The following is a 16,750-nucleotide window of genomic DNA, read 5'->3' as shown; positions in this document are numbered from 1 at the left end:
GCTGAGAAGGCGCCCGGGAGTGTGACCGAGTGTCGGTGGGCCCACGTGGTCTGGTGTCCCTGAGTCCAGGGCAGCGGTCCCGGAGGTTCGAGACTCGGCGTGCGTGTCATCAGCGCCTGCATCTGGTGGGCTGGTGGTGCCTGTGGCCAGGTATTGGGTGTAGTCGTGGGCGCGGGTGCGGTAGGTGCGGTCGAAGAAGCTGGTCCAGGTCACGTGCCGGGTGGTATCGATCTGGGCGTGCCAGAACTTCTGGGTCTTCAGGGCGTGGAACACGGTGTCCAGACCTTGCAGGTTCATCTCGGACGTCTTACCGCCGAGCAGGTATTCGTGGACGTGGTCCAACTGCCCGTCCCTGACGGGCAAGGTCTGGCCGGGAGCGCGGGAGAGCAGGTCCGCTGCGGCGACTTGGGTGCGCATCGCCGCATCAGGGGTGTACCGGGCGATGCTTCGTTCCAGACAGCGCCCGTCCGCGGGATCGGTCAACACCCGGTGCAACGTGGTCCCCGGCGCCGCGACCATCTGTCTCATCTGCCCGGCGGTGAAGAACCTCGGGAACCTGCCCACCAACCGCCCCACCCCAGGAATCGTGTCCTCCGACGGACTGACAGTCCCGGTCGGATCCGACACAACGGGTACGGCTCTTGTGCCTGGTGGGCAACCGGCGATCGGCACGTCCCCACGGCCAGAGTGAGTCATCGGAGCATTGCGACCGGCCGACGCAGCCAGGACGGGGGTGTTGGTGGTGGCGTCCCAGGGGACGACGACTTGCAGGTCATAGGTCGGGGTGCCGGAGATGATCTGGGCCAGCGACGCGATGTCCTCAGGGGTCACCACGCTCGCCAGCTCCAGGTCAGGACAGTCATGGTTGCGGTTCTCGTCGTGGTCGCGGTCGTCGCCACAGTCCGGTGACCGCTGGTCACCGCGATGAGGTTGGTGGTGGGTGAGGTCGGGCAGGGGCAGGGTGCCGTGCAGGAGCAAGGCACGTCCGATGTCGGAGCGCAGCTGGGTCTCGGTCCGCCCATCCCCGGCGAGGCGTGCCCGACGGGCCAGGACATGCAACCTGTCCACGCACGCTGCGGTCGACGCGGCGTCGCCGGTGATGATGACCTGGCCGGTGCCGTCATCATCGATGACCCCGTACGCGCACCTGGCCCGGTGCACCTCCGCCCGGTGCGCGGCGTCCGCGACCGGGTCGCGTCCCTGGGCGCGGGTGACCTCCCGCTCCAACGCCTCGACGTACACCTTCGCCGGCCACGGCTCCACCGACACCCCACCACCGCTGCCACTGTCGGTGTCGTCCGGGCTGCTGGTGGTGAGGCGTTCGACGGCGACCTTGTCCGCTGTGGTCCCGGTCGCGAACAAGGCAGTCGCCACGTCGGCGGCGTGCTCGTGCGGCAGTGAACCGGCGCGGCGCCAGAAGTGCTCGACCTGTCCCCAGGTGACGACGCCCGCGACCAGACCTTCTCGTACCGGGCCGGATACGGCCTTTGGTGCGAGGGCGACCGCGACGAGTTGGCGGGCCTGCCACCGGCCCATCCCCGTCAACGTCGCGACCTCGGTCGCCGCCAACGACTTGCACCTGCCCCGCCACCGCTCCCTGCCCGTGACCGACAGCTCCCCCGGCTCACTCACCCCGGCCCGGGCCAACAGGTCCTCACCCGTACGCGCCGCCAACTCAGCCACCACGTCCACCCGCACCGCGTCCACCAACCCGCTCAACCGGTGCAACGCCTCCAACACCTCCAGGCACTCACCCGCGCCCATCCCCTGCACCCCCGACTGCAGGGTGCCCATCCGCTCCAGAAGCGTTGCCAGGTCGCCATGGTCCTGACCCACCCCAGCACTCTCACGGTCCTGACCTTCCTCGATCGGCTGCGTCGCCATCGCACTTCACCCCCCTGGGCTCCTCGATACCCCCATGTTAGTACATCTGTTCGAACCCGGCAAGAGGTGACACACCACTTGTGGACAACCGCCCACCCCCCGCCGGAATGCCGCACCACAGCCCCGGCGTTGAGCGCAGCGATGAATGGTCCCCTGATCGTCCAGTCCGACAAGACCTTGCTCCTCGAGGTCGACCACCCCGACGCCGAGGCGGCGCGACGCGAGATCGCGCCCTTCGCCGAGCTCGAGCGCGCCCCCGAGCACGTGCATACCTATCGAGTCACCCCGCTCGGCCTGTGGAACGCCCGGGCGGCCGGCCACGACGCCGAGCAGGTCGTGCACGCCCTGGTCACCCACAGCCGCTACCCCGTCCCGCAGTCGCTGCTGGTCGACGTGGCGGAGACGATGGCGCGCTACGGGCGGCTGACCCTGACCAAGGAGGTCGTGGACGGCGAGGGCGAGCCCCAGCTGCTGCTGCGCACCACCGACCGCGCCGTGCTGACCGAGGTGCTCCGCCACAAGCGGATCGCCCCGCTGGTCGGCGACCGGGTCGACGACGACACCGTGGTCGTCCACCCCTCCGAGCGCGGGCACCTGAAGCAGGAGCTGCTCAAGGTCGGCTGGCCCGCCGAGGACCACGCCGGCTACGTGAACGGCGAGGCCCACCAGATCGACCTGGACACCACCGACTGGTCGCTGCGGCCCTACCAGCAGCAGGCCGTCGACGGATTCTGGGACGGTGGCTCCGGGGTCGTCGTGCTCCCCTGCGGTGCCGGCAAGACGTTGGTCGGCGCCGGGGCGATGGCCCGCTCCTCGACGACCACGCTCATCCTCGTCACCAACACCGTGAGCGCCCGGCAGTGGCGCGAGGAGCTGCTCCGCCGGACCTCGCTCACCGAGGACGAGATCGGCGAGTACTCCGGCTCCCGCAAGGAGATCCGGCCGGTCACCATCGCGACCTACCAGGTGCTCACCCTGAAGCGGAAGGGCATCTACCCCCACCTCGACCTGCTCGACGCCCGGGACTGGGGGCTGATCCTCTACGACGAGGTGCACCTCCTGCCGGCGCCGATCTTCCGGATGACCGCCGACCTGCAGGCGCGCCGCCGCCTCGGCCTGACCGCCACCCTGGTCCGGGAGGACGGGCGCGAGTCCGACGTCTTCTCCCTCATCGGCCCGAAGCGCTACGACGCGCCGTGGAAGGACATCGAGACGCAGGGCTACATCGCGCCGGCCGACTGCGTCGAGGTCCGGGTCAGCCTGTCGGAGTCGATGCGGATGGCGTACGCCGTCGCCGAGCCGGACGAGCGCTACCGCTTCGCCGCGTGCGCCCCGGCCAAGGACCCGGTGGTCCGGCAGCTGGTGGACCGGCACCGGGGCGAGCCCACCCTCGTCATCGGGCAGTACCTGGACCAGCTGGACCAGCTGGCCGACGGCCTGGACGCCCCGCTGATCACCGGGGAGACGAGCGTGCCCCAGCGCCAGGAGCTGTTCCGCCAGTTCCGGGAGGGCGAGATCACCCTGCTGGTGGTCAGCAAGGTCGCGAACTTCTCCATCGACCTGCCCGAGGCGAGCGTCGCCATCCAGGTCTCCGGGACCTTCGGGTCGCGCCAGGAGGAGGCGCAGCGGCTGGGCCGGGTGCTCCGCCCCAAGGGTGACGGCCGCACCGCGCACTTCTACACGGTGGTGTCCCGCGACTCGGTGGACGCCGACTTCGCGGCGCACCGCCAGCGCTTTCTCGCCGAGCAGGGGTATGCCTACCGGATCGTGGACGCCGACGACCTCGCCACCCTCGACTGACGACGGGCGGGTCGCCAGACACGCAGGAGATGTCCAGGAAATCCACAGCCTCCAGGGCCACAGTGGAGGTATGAGCGCCAGCGCCACCGAGACCGAAGCCACCCTGCTGGTGGTCGAGGACGAGACCAACATCCGTGAGCTGCTCACCACCAGCCTGCGTTTTGCGGGCTTCAAGGTGCACGCCGCCGCCGACGGGCGCAGCGCGCTGCAGCTGTCCGGGGAGCACGAGTTCGACCTCGCGGTGCTGGACATCATGCTCCCGGACATGGACGGCTTCTCCGTCACCCGCACCCTTCGCGAGCGCGGCCTGGACCTGCCGATCGTCTTCCTGACCGCACGGGACTCGCTTGACGACAAGATCAAGGGCCTCACCGTCGGCGGCGACGACTACGTCACCAAGCCGTTCAGCCTGGAGGAGGTCGTGGCCCGCATCCGCGCGGTGCTGCGCCGGACCCGGATCGCCGACGAGGAGGACGGGCACGTGCTGCGGGTGGCCGACCTGGAGCTCGACGAGGACAGCCACGAGGTCCGCCGCAACGGCAAGGTCATCGAGGTCTCCCCCACCGAGTTCAAGCTGCTGCGCTACCTCATGCTCAACCCCGGCCGGGTGCTCTCCAAGAGCCAGATCCTGGACCACGTGTGGGACTACGACTTCCGCGGCGAGATGAACATCGTCGAGTCCTACATCTCCTACCTGCGCCGCAAGATCGACGTGGTCGGCGAACCCCTGATCCACACCAAGCGCGGAGTCGGCTACGTGCTGCGCGCCCCGCGCGCCGCCTGATCGCGGCGCCGCACGTGCTCCAGCGCCTCCGTCGCACGACCTATGCCCGGCTGCACGGGCTGTCGCTGACCCGGCGCCTGGTGATGGTGCTCGTGCTGCTGGTGCTGGCGGCATACCTGCTGACCACGTCGGTCACCGTCATGCAGCTGCGCACCTACCTGGTGGAGCGCGCCGACGCCGACCTGAGCGCCTACATCGAGCCGCTGGCCCGGAGCGCGTTCACCCAGGTCGAGGAGCAGGCGGCCGGTCTGCCGCCCTCGGAGCAGCAGGTCTTCGTCCCGCCGAACCCCTACTACGTCCTGGTCACCCCCGCCGACGACTCGGTCCCCGCGATCGCGCTGCCCACCCAGCAGATCAACAACCCGCCCGACCTGGGCAGGCTCGAGACCGACGACCCGCGGCTGGGCACCCCGTTCACCGTGAAGAGCACCGACGACGTCACCCGGTGGCGGGTGCTGGCGGCGCGGGTGGAGAACCCCAGCGGCCAGATCGGCGGCACCATCGCCGTCGGGCTGCCGTTGACCGCGGTCGACAACACGGTGAGCCAGCTCTTCTTCCTCACCGTCGTGATCGGGCTCACCACGATGGTCGTCGTCGGCGTGCTGGGCTGGTTCGCGGTGCGTCGCGCCTTCCGTCCGCTGACCCGGATGGAGGACACCGCCGCCGCGATCGCGGCCGGCGACCTCACCCGACGGATCCCGCCGCCGGGCGCCAGCGACGAGGTGGGCTCGCTCTCGGACTCGCTCAACGTCATGCTCGCCCGGATCGAGCAGTCCTTCGGTGTGCGCCAGGCCTCCGAGCGACGGATGCGCGACTTCGTGGCCGACGCCTCGCACGAGCTGCGCACCCCGCTGGCGACCGTCAAGGGGTATGCCGAGCTGCACCGGTTCGGCGCGATGTCCGACCCCGAGGACGTCTCCGGCGCCATGCGCCGGATCGAGGACGAGGCGACCCGGATGACCCGTCTCGTCGAGGACCTGCTCACCCTGACCCGCTGGGACTCCGAGCCCGAGATGTCACCGACCCGGGTGGACCTGACGGTGCTCGCCTCCGACGTGGTGCAGGACGCCCGGGTCCGCGCCCCTCAGCGGACCGTCGAGCTGGTGCCGCTGTCGGAGGACCAGCCCGACCTGGTCCCGGTGGTAATGGGTGAGGACGGTGCGCTCCGCCAGGTGCTGACCAACCTGGTCGCCAACGCCCTGGCGCACACCCCGCCCGGGACGCCGGTCGACGTGGCCGTCGGCCGGGACGACGAGCTGGTCGTCGTGGAGGTCCGTGACCACGGTCAGGGCCTGGACGAGGACACCGCGGCCCGGGTCTTCGAGCGCTTCTTCCGCACCGACAAGTCCCGCAGCCGGGCCTCCGGAGGCACCGGCCTCGGCCTGGCGATCGTCGCCGCCATCGTCGGCCGCCACCAGGGAAGCGTCCGGCACGTCCCCACGCCGGGCGGTGGCGCCACCTTCCGGGTGGAGCTGCCCGCGGCACGTTCAGCAAACTCATAGCCTCGACCCAGGCTGTGCCGATCTCGACCTGATGACATAGGACATATGAGCACCCCGCACCCCGACCCCCACGCCGACCGCCGCAACGGTGACGCCGACGACCTCACCGCCCCGATCCACCGCGACGACACCGGTCCGGTGCCGGGACCGACCGCCACGGGGTCGACCCCGACGGCCGCCGCCCCGACGGGAGCACCCTCGACGGGAGGCACCCCCACGGGACCTGTGACGACGGCCACCCCGACCGGACCTGCCCCCTCCTCGGCCCCGCGGCGCCCCCGACGCCGCTCCGGTGACGTCGTCGTCGCCGCCGTGCTGGCGGCGGTGCTCGCCTCCGGTGGCACCTTCGCCCTCACCGAGCTGGCCGCCGGTGACGACGACAGCCCGCAGGTGATCGAGGCCTCCGGCGAGGCGCAGGGCACCACGGTGTCCCTCAGCGGCGAGCAGGACTGGGCCTCGGTCGCCGAGGCCGTCACCCCCAGCACGGTCTCGATCGCGGTGGCCGGTGCCGCCGGCCAGGGCTCCGGGTCCGGGGTGGTCTGGGACGACCAGGGCCACATCGTCACCAACGCGCACGTCGTCGAGGGTGCCCAGGAGGTGCAGGTGTCGCTGCCCGACGGACGCACCTACTCCGCCGACGTCGTCGGCTCGGACGTCTCCAGCGACCTGGCCGTGCTGCAGCTGCAGGACGGGCCCGACGACCTGCAGGCGATCGCCGTCGGTGACGACGACGCGCTCGGTGTCGGTGACCCGGTGATGGCCGTCGGCAACCCGCTCGGCCTCTCCGGCACGGTCACCACCGGCATCGTCAGCGCCCTGGACCGCCCGGTCAGCACGCAGAGCGCGCAGGGCAGCCAGCAGGCCCAGGCCGTGGTGACCAACGCGATCCAGACCTCCGCGGCGATCAACCCCGGCAACTCCGGCGGCGCCCTGGTGAACGCGGCCGGTGAGCTGGTCGGCATCAACTCCTCGATCGCCTCGCTCTCCTCGGGTGTCGGCGGTCAGAGCGGCTCGATCGGCATCGGCTTCGCCATCCCCTCGGGCAAGGTGCAGCTGATCGCCGAGCAGCTCATCGAGACCGGCACCGCCACCCACGCCTTCCTCGGGGTGGGGCTGAACGACGCCCAGGCCGAGGTCGACGGGGCCACCGTGACCGGCGCCGTCGTCACCCAGGTCGAGGCCGGCTCCCCTGCCGCCGGCGCCGGGCTGGCCGAGGGCGACGTCATCATCGCCATCGACGAGGAGCCGACCACGAGCGCCACGGCCCTGGTGGGCCAGGTCCGTGAGCGGGCCGCCGACGAGGAGGCCGTCGTCTCCTACGTCCGCGACGGCGAGCGCACCGACGTGACGGTGCGGCTCACCACCCGCCCCGACGAGGGCTGACCGGCGACTCTCAGCCGGTTCGTCATCCTGCGGCTCGTTCGTGCAGGACGAAGGATGACGAACCGGCTGAGAGTGGTGTCCCCTCGCCGGTATGCCCGCCCGCCGGTGACCGCGACGCGCTAGCGGGCCCGTCGCACCCGGGCCTCGTCCCAGACCGGCTCCGGCGTCTCGAGCACCCGCCCCTCGGCCGAGAAGAGCACGAACCGGTCGAAGGAGGCGGCGAACCAGCGGTCGTGGGTGACCGCCAGCACCGTCCCGTCGAAGGCGTCCAGCCCGGCCTGCAACGCCTCCGCCGAGTGCAGGTCCAGGTTGTCGGTCGGCTCGTCGAGCAGCAGCAGCGTCGCCCCGGAGAGCTCCAGCAGCAGGATCTGCAGCCGCGCCTGCTGCCCGCCGGAGAGCGACTCGAACCTCTGGTCCCCGGCCCGGGCGAGCTCGTAGCGGTCGAGCACCCGCGCCGCCTCGTGCTGCGGCATACCCCGACGGTGCTCGTCCCCACGGTGCAGGATCTCCAGCAGGGTGCGCCCCAGCAGGGCCGGGTGGTCGTGCGTCTGGGCGAACCACCCGGGACGGACCCTGGCCCCGAGGCGCGCCACACCGGTGTGCGCCACCGGCGCCGGCACCACGTCCGAGACGGGCAGGTGCTCGACCTCCGGCTGCGACCCGCCGGCCGCCAGCAGCCGCAGGAAGTGCGACTTGCCGGAGCCGTTGGAGCCGAGCACCGCCACCCGGTCCCCGAACCAGACCTCCAGGTCGAAGGGCCGCATCAGGCCGGTCAGCTCCAGGCCCTCGCAGACCACGGCCCGCTTGGCGGTCCGGCCGCCGCGCAGCCGCATCGAGACCTTCTGCTCCCGGGCCACGTCCTCCGGCGGACCGGCCTCCTCGAAGCGCCGCAGCCGGGTCTGGGCGGCCTGGTACTGGCTGGCCATGTCGGCGTTGTAGGCGGCCTTGGCCTTGTACCGCAGCATCAGGTCACGCAGCTTGGCGTGCTCCTCGTCCCAGCGTCGACGCGCCTCCTCCAGCCGCTCGTTGCGCTCCTGGCGGGCCCGGTGCCAGCCGGCGAAGCCGCCGGGGTGCACCCACAGCGTGCTGCCGGCAGCGCCCGGCTCCAGGGTCGCCACCCGGGTCGCCACCTGCGCGAGCAGCTCGCGGTCGTGGCTGATCAGCAGCACCGTCTTGGGGTTGTCGGCGAGCTGCTGCTCCAGCCAGCGCTTGCCCGGCACGTCGAGGTAGTTGTCCGGCTCGTCCAGCAGCAGCACCTCGTCCGGCCCGCGCAGCAGCGCCTCCAGCGCCAGCCGCTTCTGCTCTCCCCCGGACAGCGTGTCGGTACCGCGCCACTGCGCCTGCTCGAACGGTATGCCGAGGGCCGCGACCGTGCACACGTCCCAGAGCGTCTCCTGCTCGTACCCGCCGATGTCCGCCCAGTCGGAGAGCGCCTGGGCGTAGCCGAGCTGGGCCGGCTCGTCGTCGACGGTCATGATCGCCAGCTCTGCCCGCTCGAGCTCGCGCGCCGCGGCCCGCACCCGTGGAGGGGCCACCGAGACCAGCAGGTCCCGCACCGTGGGCGGCTCCTGACCCGGCGTCCCGTCACGCCCCATCCGGCCGATGAACTGCGGCATCACCCCCAGGCCACCGGTCACCGAGACGCTGCCCTCGTGCGGGCGCAGCTCCCCGGCGACCATCCGCAGCAGCGTCGTCTTGCCGCTGCCGTTGGGGCCGACGAGAGCGACCCGGGCCCCCTCCCCCACCCGCAGACCGACGTCCCGCAGCAGAGGTCGCCCGTCCGGCAGCGCATACCCCAGCCCGGTGATGTCCAGATGACCCATGCCGAGCAGTCTCCCCCGCCGCCGGGCACCGGGGCCACCGGGTTTCCGGCGCCGCGCGCCAGGGGGAGCCGAGGACCCGTCCAGGGCCCCGGGATTGGTACCTTGGGGCAGCACCGGCACCCCCTGAGCCGGCGCGAACCGATGCGAGGAGTCCTGGGTGAAGATCGCAGTGCTCGGAGGTGACGGCTTCTGCGGATGGCCGGCAGCCCTGCACCTGTCCGACCTCGGCCACGACGTGGTCATCGTGGACAACCTCTCGCGGCGCGGGATCGACGAGGAGCTGGGGGCCGAGTCGCTCACCCCGATCGCCTCCGTCGAGGACCGGCTGGCCGGCTGGGAGGAGGTCGGCGGTCGCCCGATGACCTTCGTCCGGCTCGACCTGGCGCAGGACTACCCGGGGCTGGTGGCCTTCCTGCGGGAGCACACACCGGACGCGGTGGTGCACTTCGCCGAGCAGCGCTCCGCCCCGTACTCGATGAAGTCGCCGGGGCACAAGCGCTACACGGTCGAGAACAACACCGGCGCCACCCACAACCTGCTGTGCGCCCTGGTGGAGACCGGGCTGGACGTGCACCTGGTGCACCTGGGCACGATGGGCGTGTACGGCTACGGCACCGCAGGGATGGCCATCCCTGAGGGCTACCTGGACGTGGAGATCGCGGCCGACGACGGCTCCCGGGTCGAGCAGCAGATCCTCTACCCGAGCAACCCCGGCTCGATCTACCACATGACCAAGGTGCTGGACCAGCAGCTCTTCGCCTACTACGCCAAGAACGACGCGCTGCGGATCACCGACCTGCACCAGGGCATCGTCTGGGGCACCCACACCGACCAGACGCTGCGTGACGAGCGGCTGATCAACCGGTTCGACTACGACGGTGACTACGGCACCGTGCTCAACCGTTTCCTCATGCAGGCGGCCGTGGGCTACCCGCTGACCGTGCACGGCACCGGTGGCCAGACCCGCGCCTTCATCCACATCCGCGACATGGTGCGCTGCGTGCAGATCGCGCTGGAGAACCCACCCGCCACCGGTGACCGGGTGAAGATCTTCAACCAGATGACGCAGACCCACCGGGTCCGGGACCTCGCCGAGCTGGTCGCCCGGATCAGCGACGGCGAGGTGGAGCTGGTGCCCAACCCTCGGCACGAGGCACCCGAGAACGAGCTGCACGTGCACAACGAGACCTTCCTCGACCTGGGCCTGGAGCCGACCCTGCTGGAGGAGGGCCTGCTGATGGAGATCGAGGACGTCGCCCGCCGGTATGCCGACCGCGCCGACCTCGAGAAGATCCCCTGCACCTCCACCTGGACCCGGCAGCAGCAGCCGGGTGTGCCGGCCTCGCGGGCCGCCGTCGGTGCCGCCGAGCGCACGGCTTGACCGGCGCCGCCCCCATGCGGATCGCGCTCTTCACCGAGGTCTTCCTGCCCAAGGTCGACGGCGTCGTCACCCGTATCACCCGCACGCTGGACGAGCTCGGTGAGCTCGGGCATACCGCGCTGGTGTTCGCCCCCGGCGACCCGCCCGCGCACTACGGGCCGCACCGGGTGGTGCGGGTGCGCTCGGTGTCCTTCCAGCCCTGGTACCCGGAGATCATGGTCGGGCTGCCGACGGCCAGGATCGCCCGCGAGATGCAGGCCTTCCACCCCGACCTGGTGCATGCGGTCAACCCGGTGTGGCTGGCGGCCTACGGGGTGATCTCGGCGCGGCGACGCAACCTGCCGCTGCTGGCCAGCTTCCACACCGACGTCCCGTCCTACACGACCCGGCTCGGCAACGGCCTGTCCGTGCTGCGCGCGCCCTCGCAGGCCTGGATCACCGGTATGCACAACCTCGCCGAGGTGAACCTGTGCACCTCCACGCAGATGGTCGACCGGGCGCGGGAGGTGGGGATCCGCGAGGTCGACCTGTGGCCCAAGGCGGTCGACACCCAGGGCTACCGGCCGGACCGGGCCGACGCCGTGATGCGGGACCGGCTGACCGACGGGCACCCCGAGGCGCCGCTGATCCTCTACGTCGGGCGGCTCTCCCGGGAGAAGGACCTGGACCAGCTGCTCGAGCCGATCCGGGCGCTGGCACCCGAGGGCGTGCGGATGGCCTTCGTCGGCTCCGGGCCGGGCCGGGCGGAGCTGGAGCGGATGTTCGCCGGGACCCCGACGGTGTTCACCGGCTACCTCGGCGGGGCCGAGCTGGCCGCGGCCTACGCCAGCGCCGACGTCTTCGCCTTCCCCTCGACCACCGAGACGCTCGGTCTGGTGGCGCTGGAGTCGATGGCCAGCGGGGTGCCGGTGGTCGGCGCCGACGCCGGTGGCATCCCGTTCGTCATCGACGACGGCCGCACCGGCTACCTGGTCACCCCCGGCGACACGGCCACGCTCACCGCCCGGCTGCGGGCGGTGCTGACCGATGCGGACCTGCGGGCCCGGCTCGGCACCGCGGCCCGGGCCGACGCCGAACGGCACTCCTGGCGGGCGGCCACCGAGTCGCTGGTGGAGTCCTACGAGCTCGCGGTGCAGCGGCACGAGGGCCGGCGCCCCGTGCCCCGGCCGCTGCGGGCCCGGTCCCACCGCGCGCACCGCGGTGGGTAGAGGTCGTCAGGGCTACCCGTAGCCACCGCGGTGGCGCCGATCCCGGTGGTACCCTGCCGCGCATGGTCGTCGACGGGGATACCAGGGCCGCAGCACGCTCGACGTGGCGCAACAGGTGGGCTGCGATGGGGCCGGGCCTGCTGGCCGCCTCCGCCGCCATCGGCGCCTCGCACCTCATCTCCTCCACCCAGGCCGGGGCCCTCTTCGGCTGGCAGCTGGTCTGGCTGATCGTGCTGGCCAACGTGCTCAAGTACCCGTTCTTCCGGTTCGGCCCGCAGTACGCCGCCGAGACCGGACGCAGCCTGGTGGAGGGCTATGCCCGGCGCGGGAGGGCATACCTGTGGGTGTTCTTCGTGCTGGTGGCGTTGTCCTCGGTGGTCTCCGCCGCGGGAGTGGCGCTGTTGTGCACGGTGATCCTGGCCTACCTGGTGCCGGCCTCCTGGGGCCTGGGCGTGCCGCTGCTGGCGGCGCTGCTGATGGGCGTCACCTGGCTGCTGCTGGTCGGCGGCCACTACACCGCCCTGGACCGGGTGACCAAGGTGATCGTGGCGACCCTCGCGGTGTCCACCGTCGCCGCCGTGGTGATGGCCGCGTCGCAGGGCCCGGTGCGCCAGCCCGCCTTCGAGGACCCGTCCCCGTGGACCCTGGCCACGCTGCCCTTCCTGGTCGCCGTGATCGGCTGGATGCCGGCGCCGGTGGAGATCAGCGCGCTGAACTCGCTGTGGGTCAAGGCCAAGGCGAAGGACCGCACCATCGCGGTCAAGGACGTGCTCTTCGACTTCAACACCGGCTACGTCGTCTCCACCGTGCTGGCCGTCTTCTTCGTCGCGCTGGGGGTGCTGGTCCAGTACGGCTCCGGCGCCGAGCTGGAGATGGCCGGCGGCGCCTACATCCCGCAGCTGATGGCGATGTACGGGGCCGCGATCGGGCAGTGGGCGGTGCCGCTGATGGCGCTGATCGCCTTCGCCTGCATGTTCGGCACGGTGATCTCGGTGGTCGACGGGTATGCCCGGGCCGCCGCCGAGTCGCTGCGCCTGCTGCGGGGTCAGCCGGAGATGACCAGCCGGTCCAAGGACGTGTGGATCACCGGGATCAGCGCGGTGGCGCTGGCGATCGTGGTCTGGATGAGCGCCGAGCTGGCGACGATGCTGCGCTTCGCGATGGTCAGCGCCTTCCTCACCGCGCCGGTCTTCGCCTGGCTCAACTTCTCCATCATCCGCAGCGAGCGCCAGCTGTCCACCGGGATCAAGGCGCTGTCCTACGCGGGGCTGGTCTTCCTCATCGGCTTCACCGCGCTCTTCCTGGTCTCCCAGCTGGGCGTGCTCTGAGGCACCTCAGTCGTCGGCGAGCTGCGCCTCGACCCGGGCCACCTTCTCGGTGAGCTGACCGGCATACCCGGGACGCAGGTCGGCCTTGACCACCAGCGAGACGCGCGGCGAGTGGGTGGCGACCGCGTCGCAGGCCGCCTTGATCACCGGCATCACCTCGTCCCACTCCCCCTCGATCGTGGTGAACATCGAGGTGAGCTCGTAGGGCAGGCCGGAGGCGCGGACGACGCGCAGGGCGTCGGCGACGGCGGCGCTGACCGAGCCGGACCCGGTGGCGGTGGTCGGGGCGACGGAGAACGCGAAGAGCATGCCGCCCACGCTACCCGTCGACCGCGGAGCCTGACGGCGGACGCACGCAGGCGGTAAGGTGGCTGGCCCCCTCCTCCTCCTCACCCCCACGAGGTATGCCGACATGCCGCCTGCCCTGGACCCTCCTGATCCCGACACCCTCGATCCCACCACCGACCCCGCCCTCGACCCCACCGCCGAGCTCGCCGCCGAGCAGGCGCACCTGGAGCGTGCCCGTACCGAGCTGGCCCGGATGCGCGAGCACACCCTGTCCCTGCAGGCGGACGGCGGCGACGCCATCGCCGGCGAGGCCCTCGCGCAGACCCTGTGGCTGCGTGCGAAGGCCCTGCAGGATGACCCCGGTACGACCCTCTTCTTCGGCCGGGTGGACCGCGCCGACGACCCCTCGCAGGGCGGGCACGCCGGGGAACGGCTCTACATCGGGCGCCGGCACGTCTCCGACGCCGACGGCGAACCGGTCGTCATCGACTGGCGGGCCGGCGTCTCCACCCCGTTCTACCGGGCCAGCGGCAGCGACCCGATGGGCCTGGTGCTGCGCCGGCGGTTCGGCGTCGACAGCGGCCGGATCACCGCGCTGGAGGACGAGTGGCTGGCCTCCGGCACCGTCAGCGACGAGCCGAGCGCCCTGCTGGCCAAGGAGATCGAGCGCCCCCGGATCGGCCCGATGCGCGACATCGTCGCCACCATCCAGCCCGAGCAGGACGAGATCGTCCGGGCCGACGTCAGCACCACCCTGTGCGTGCAGGGCGCCCCGGGCACCGGCAAGACCGCGGTCGGACTGCACCGTGCCGCCTGGCTGCTCTACGCGTTCCGGGACCGGCTGGCCCGCTCCGGGGTGCTCGTGGTCGGGCCGAACCGGGCGTTCCTGGAGCACGTGGGCGCGGTGCTGCCCTCGCTCGGGGAGGTCAGCGTGCGGCACACCACCGTGGAGGAGCTGGCCGGCGGAGGTGGCCGGGTCCGGGCCACCGACCCCACCGAGGTCGCCCGGCTCAAGGGCGAGGCCCGGATGGCGCAGGTGCTGCGGGAGGCGCTGTGGGCGCAGGTCCGCCCGGTCACCGAGGCGCTGGTGGTGCCGCGCGGCTCGCGGCGCTGGCGGGTGCCGGCCTACGAGGTGGCGGAGATGGTGGCCGAGCTGCGCACCCGCGGGGTCGGGTATGCCGCCGCCCGGGCGATGCTGCACCAGCGGCTGGCGCACGCGGTGATGGTGGCGATGGAACGCGCCGGGGACGCGCCCGACGACCGGGTGCAGGACAGCCTGGCCCGGTCCGCGACGGTGAAGGCGTACGTGAAGACGCTCTGGCCGCAGGTACGTCCGGCGGCGGTGCTGGCGCAGCTGCTCTCCACCGGCGAGCACCTGGCGGACGACCAGCAGGCGATGCGCTGGGCGGACCCGCCGCGGACGGCGGCCGGCGCCCGCTGGAGCGCGGCCGACCTGGTGCTCCTGGACGAGCTCGCCGACCTGCTGGACCGCACGCCCAGCCTGGGTCACGTCGTGCTGGACGAGGCGCAGGACCTGTCCCCGATGCAGCTGCGGGCGGTCGGGCGGCGCGCCTCGACCGGGTCGCTGACCGTGCTCGGGGACCTGGCCCAGGGCACCACGCCCTGGTCGACAGCCTCCTGGGCGGAGTCGTTGCACCACCTGGGCAAGGAGCTGGATGCGGCCACGACGCACCTGGAGGAGCTGGTGCGCGGCTTCCGGGTGCCCTCCTCGGTGATCGAGTTCGCGGCCCGGCTGCTGCCCTCGATCGCGCCCGACCTGAGGCCCCCGGAGTCGGTGCGCTCGCACCCCGGCCGGCTGGACGTGCTCCGGGCCGAGGGGTCCGGGGACGGCGGCGATGCGGTCGGCGGCGCGGTGGAGGCTGTCGACGGCGCGGTGAAGGCGGTGGGTGAGCTGGTCGTGGCCTACCAGGGGTCGGTGGGGCTGATCGTCCCGGACGCCTGGGTGGGCCGGGTGGGCACGGCGCTGAGCAGCGCCGGCGTCGAGCACGAGGTGCTCGACGGGACGCACGCCGGCGAGCGGCTGCAGCGGGTGCACCTCGTCCCGGCCACCGTCGCCAAGGGCCTGGAGTTCGACCAGGTGGTGGTGCTGGAGCCGACCACCATCGCCGAGGCCGAGCCGGACGAGCGGACCGGCCTGCGCCGGCTGTACGTGGTGCTCACCCGGGCCGTCAGCGGGCTGACCGTCGTGCATACCCGCGAGCTGCCCGCGCCGCTGCGGGACTAGCGGGCCTCGGTCTCCCCCGAGTCGTGGGCCACGTGGTAGGTCGGCCGGTCCAGCTGCATCGTGTAGGTCCGGCCGACGTACTCGCCCATGATCCCGAGGCAGAGCAGCTGCACCCCTCCGACCGCGGTCACCACCATGAAGGTGGAGGTCCAGCCGGGCACGGTGAGCCCGACCGCGAAGCCGACGAGCGCGTAGACCAGCAGGCCGAGGGCCACCAGCGCCCCCAGGAAGCCGAGCCATGTGGCCAGCCGCAGGGGGGCCAGGCTGGCGCCGGTGATGGAGTCGACCGCCAGCCGGAGCATCTTCGTGAAGGGGTACTTGGAGCGGCCCGCCGCGCGCTCGTCCCGGCGGTAGGAGAGCACCGCGGAGGGGAAGCCGAGGGAGGGCACCACCAGGCGCAGCACCCGGTGGTGCTCGGGCAGGGCGTTGACCGCCTCGACCGTGGCCCGGGACATGAGCCGGAAGTCACCGGCGTGAGTGGGTCCGTGGTCCGCGCCGAGGCGGCGCATCGTGTCGTAGTAGCCGTGCGCCGTGACCCGCTTGAAACGGGTGTCGCTGCTGCGGTCCGAGCGGGTCGCGTAGACCACGTCCAACGACTCCCGGCGGGCCACGTCCACCATGTCGGCGATCAGCTCCGGAGGGTCCTGCAGGTCCGCGTCGATGGTCACCACCAGCTCCCCGCCGGCCCGCGCCAGCCCGGCCGAGATCGCCGCCTGGTGCCCGGCGTTGGCGCGCAGCCGCACCACCCTCAGCTGGGGCCAGGACCGCAGCTCGCGCTGCAGCAGCACCGGGGTGGCGTCGGTGCTGCCGTCGTCGACGACCAGCACCTCGTAGTCCCGCTCCTGCCCCAGACCGTCCAGCACCGGCCGCAGCCGGGCCACGAACAGCGGCAGCACCTCCTCCTCGTCGAAGACGGGCACCACCACGCTGAGCGCGGTCGAGCGGTGCGGTGGGGTGGTCATGCGGGCCTCGTCGTCCGAGAGTGGTGGGTCCCGAGCATTCTAGGTGGGGTGCAGTCGATCGCGAGGTCCCCGGCCGACCCTGGGCACCCCGGGCGTGCGCGGAGGTCCGGGGTCGCAGCCCCGGCGGTCACGGCATACCGTAGGGACGGCAGTAGAGCCCAT

11 protein-coding genes and 1 pseudogene are annotated in these 16,750 nt (G+C 72.1%); 8 read left to right on the top strand and 4 right to left on the bottom strand.

The features are described 5' to 3' along the window. Window positions 1-1,884: pseudogene (locus ACI3EY_RS15335) on the bottom strand (hypothetical protein); the annotation flags it as partial. 141 nt (window positions 1,885-2,025) lie between these two features. On the opposite strand from ACI3EY_RS15335, the gene ACI3EY_RS15330 reads away from it, so the two are divergent. The 4 genes from ACI3EY_RS15330 (at window position 2,026) to ACI3EY_RS15315 (ending at window position 7,353) form a co-directional block, all read left to right on the top strand. Continuing rightward, window positions 2,026-3,684, top strand: coding sequence for a DNA repair helicase XPB (locus ACI3EY_RS15330; protein WP_405036366.1), 1,659 nt, complete (start codon window positions 2,026-2,028; stop codon window positions 3,682-3,684). Window positions 3,685-3,754: 70 nt separating this feature from the next. Next, window positions 3,755-4,468: a response regulator transcription factor gene (locus ACI3EY_RS15325; RefSeq protein WP_405036365.1), complete on the top strand. Its 714-nt coding sequence runs from the start codon at window positions 3,755-3,757 to the stop codon at window positions 4,466-4,468. A 14-nt stretch (window positions 4,469-4,482) separates the two neighbouring features. After that, a complete protein-coding gene (locus tag ACI3EY_RS15320; RefSeq protein WP_405041005.1) occupies window positions 4,483-5,970 on the top strand; it encodes a sensor histidine kinase in 1,488 nt (495 codons plus the stop codon). A gap of 45 nt (window positions 5,971-6,015) precedes the next feature. After that, window positions 6,016-7,353, top strand: a complete 1,338-nt coding sequence (locus tag ACI3EY_RS15315) for a S1C family serine protease (protein ID WP_405041004.1) — start codon at window positions 6,016-6,018, stop codon at window positions 7,351-7,353. A 119-nt stretch (window positions 7,354-7,472) separates the two neighbouring features. Here ACI3EY_RS15315 and ACI3EY_RS15310 read toward each other — a convergent pair whose 3' ends face one another. Continuing rightward, complete coding sequence (locus ACI3EY_RS15310) at window positions 7,473-9,176, bottom strand: ABC-F family ATP-binding cassette domain-containing protein (protein WP_405041003.1); 1,704 nt, start codon at window positions 9,174-9,176, stop codon at window positions 7,473-7,475. 157 nt (window positions 9,177-9,333) lie between these two features. Here ACI3EY_RS15310 and ACI3EY_RS15305 point away from each other — a divergent pair, with 157 nt between their 5' ends. From ACI3EY_RS15305 to ACI3EY_RS15295, 3 genes are all read left to right on the top strand, one after another. Continuing rightward, window positions 9,334-10,557, top strand: a complete 1,224-nt coding sequence (locus tag ACI3EY_RS15305; protein ID WP_405036361.1) for an NAD-dependent epimerase/dehydratase family protein — start codon at window positions 9,334-9,336, stop codon at window positions 10,555-10,557. Then, window positions 10,554-11,765: a glycosyltransferase family 4 protein gene (locus tag ACI3EY_RS15300; RefSeq protein WP_405036360.1), complete on the top strand. Its 1,212-nt coding sequence runs from the start codon at window positions 10,554-10,556 to the stop codon at window positions 11,763-11,765. Before ACI3EY_RS15305 ends, ACI3EY_RS15300 begins: the two co-directional genes overlap by 4 nt. A 62-nt stretch (window positions 11,766-11,827) precedes the next feature. Then, the gene (locus tag ACI3EY_RS15295) at window positions 11,828-13,093 is read left to right on the top strand and encodes an NRAMP family divalent metal transporter (RefSeq protein ID WP_405041002.1); all 1,266 of its coding nucleotides are present in this window, start codon (window positions 11,828-11,830) and stop codon (window positions 13,091-13,093) included. A gap of 6 nt (window positions 13,094-13,099) precedes the next feature. Here ACI3EY_RS15295 and ACI3EY_RS15290 read toward each other — a convergent pair whose 3' ends face one another. Beyond that, window positions 13,100-13,402 carry a thiamine-binding protein gene (locus ACI3EY_RS15290; protein WP_405041001.1) on the bottom strand — a complete coding sequence of 101 codons (303 nt, stop codon included), beginning with the start codon at window positions 13,400-13,402 and terminating at the stop codon, window positions 13,100-13,102. A 58-nt stretch (window positions 13,403-13,460) separates the two neighbouring features. Here ACI3EY_RS15290 and ACI3EY_RS15285 point away from each other — a divergent pair, with 58 nt between their 5' ends. Continuing rightward, entirely contained in the window at window positions 13,461-15,626 is a 2,166-nt protein-coding gene (locus tag ACI3EY_RS15285; RefSeq protein ID WP_405041000.1) for a HelD family protein, read from the top strand. On the opposite strand, the gene ACI3EY_RS15280 is transcribed toward ACI3EY_RS15285, so the two are convergent. After that, window positions 15,623-16,588: a glycosyltransferase family 2 protein gene (locus ACI3EY_RS15280; RefSeq protein WP_405040999.1), complete on the bottom strand. Its 966-nt coding sequence runs from the start codon at window positions 16,586-16,588 to the stop codon at window positions 15,623-15,625. The genes ACI3EY_RS15285 and ACI3EY_RS15280 overlap by 4 nt on opposite strands. Between the last annotated feature and the right edge of the window lie 162 nt (window positions 16,589-16,750).

Source organism: Serinicoccus shuyuelongi (assembly GCF_045032955.1).
GTDB lineage: Bacteria > Actinomycetota > Actinomycetes > Actinomycetales > Dermatophilaceae > Ornithinicoccus.
Note: the sequence above shows the minus strand (reverse complement) of the source record. Positions and strands in the feature narration are given on the sequence as shown.

Coding starts and splice junctions, on each gene's coding strand:
- ACI3EY_RS15330 (WP_405036366.1), top strand. CDS start 2,026: ATGAATGGTCCCCTGATCGTCCAGTCCGACAAGACCTTGCTCCTCGAG.
- ACI3EY_RS15295 (WP_405041002.1), top strand. CDS start 11,828: ATGGTCGTCGACGGGGATACCAGGGCCGCAGCACGCTCGACGTGGCGC.
- ACI3EY_RS15325 (WP_405036365.1), top strand. CDS start 3,755: ATGAGCGCCAGCGCCACCGAGACCGAAGCCACCCTGCTGGTGGTCGAG.
- ACI3EY_RS15280 (WP_405040999.1), bottom strand. CDS start 16,588: ATGACCACCCCACCGCACCGCTCGACCGCGCTCAGCGTGGTGGTGCCC.
- ACI3EY_RS15290 (WP_405041001.1), bottom strand. CDS start 13,402: ATGCTCTTCGCGTTCTCCGTCGCCCCGACCACCGCCACCGGGTCCGGC.
- ACI3EY_RS15310 (WP_405041003.1), bottom strand. CDS start 9,176: ATGGGTCATCTGGACATCACCGGGCTGGGGTATGCGCTGCCGGACGGG.
- ACI3EY_RS15315 (WP_405041004.1), top strand. CDS start 6,016: ATGAGCACCCCGCACCCCGACCCCCACGCCGACCGCCGCAACGGTGAC.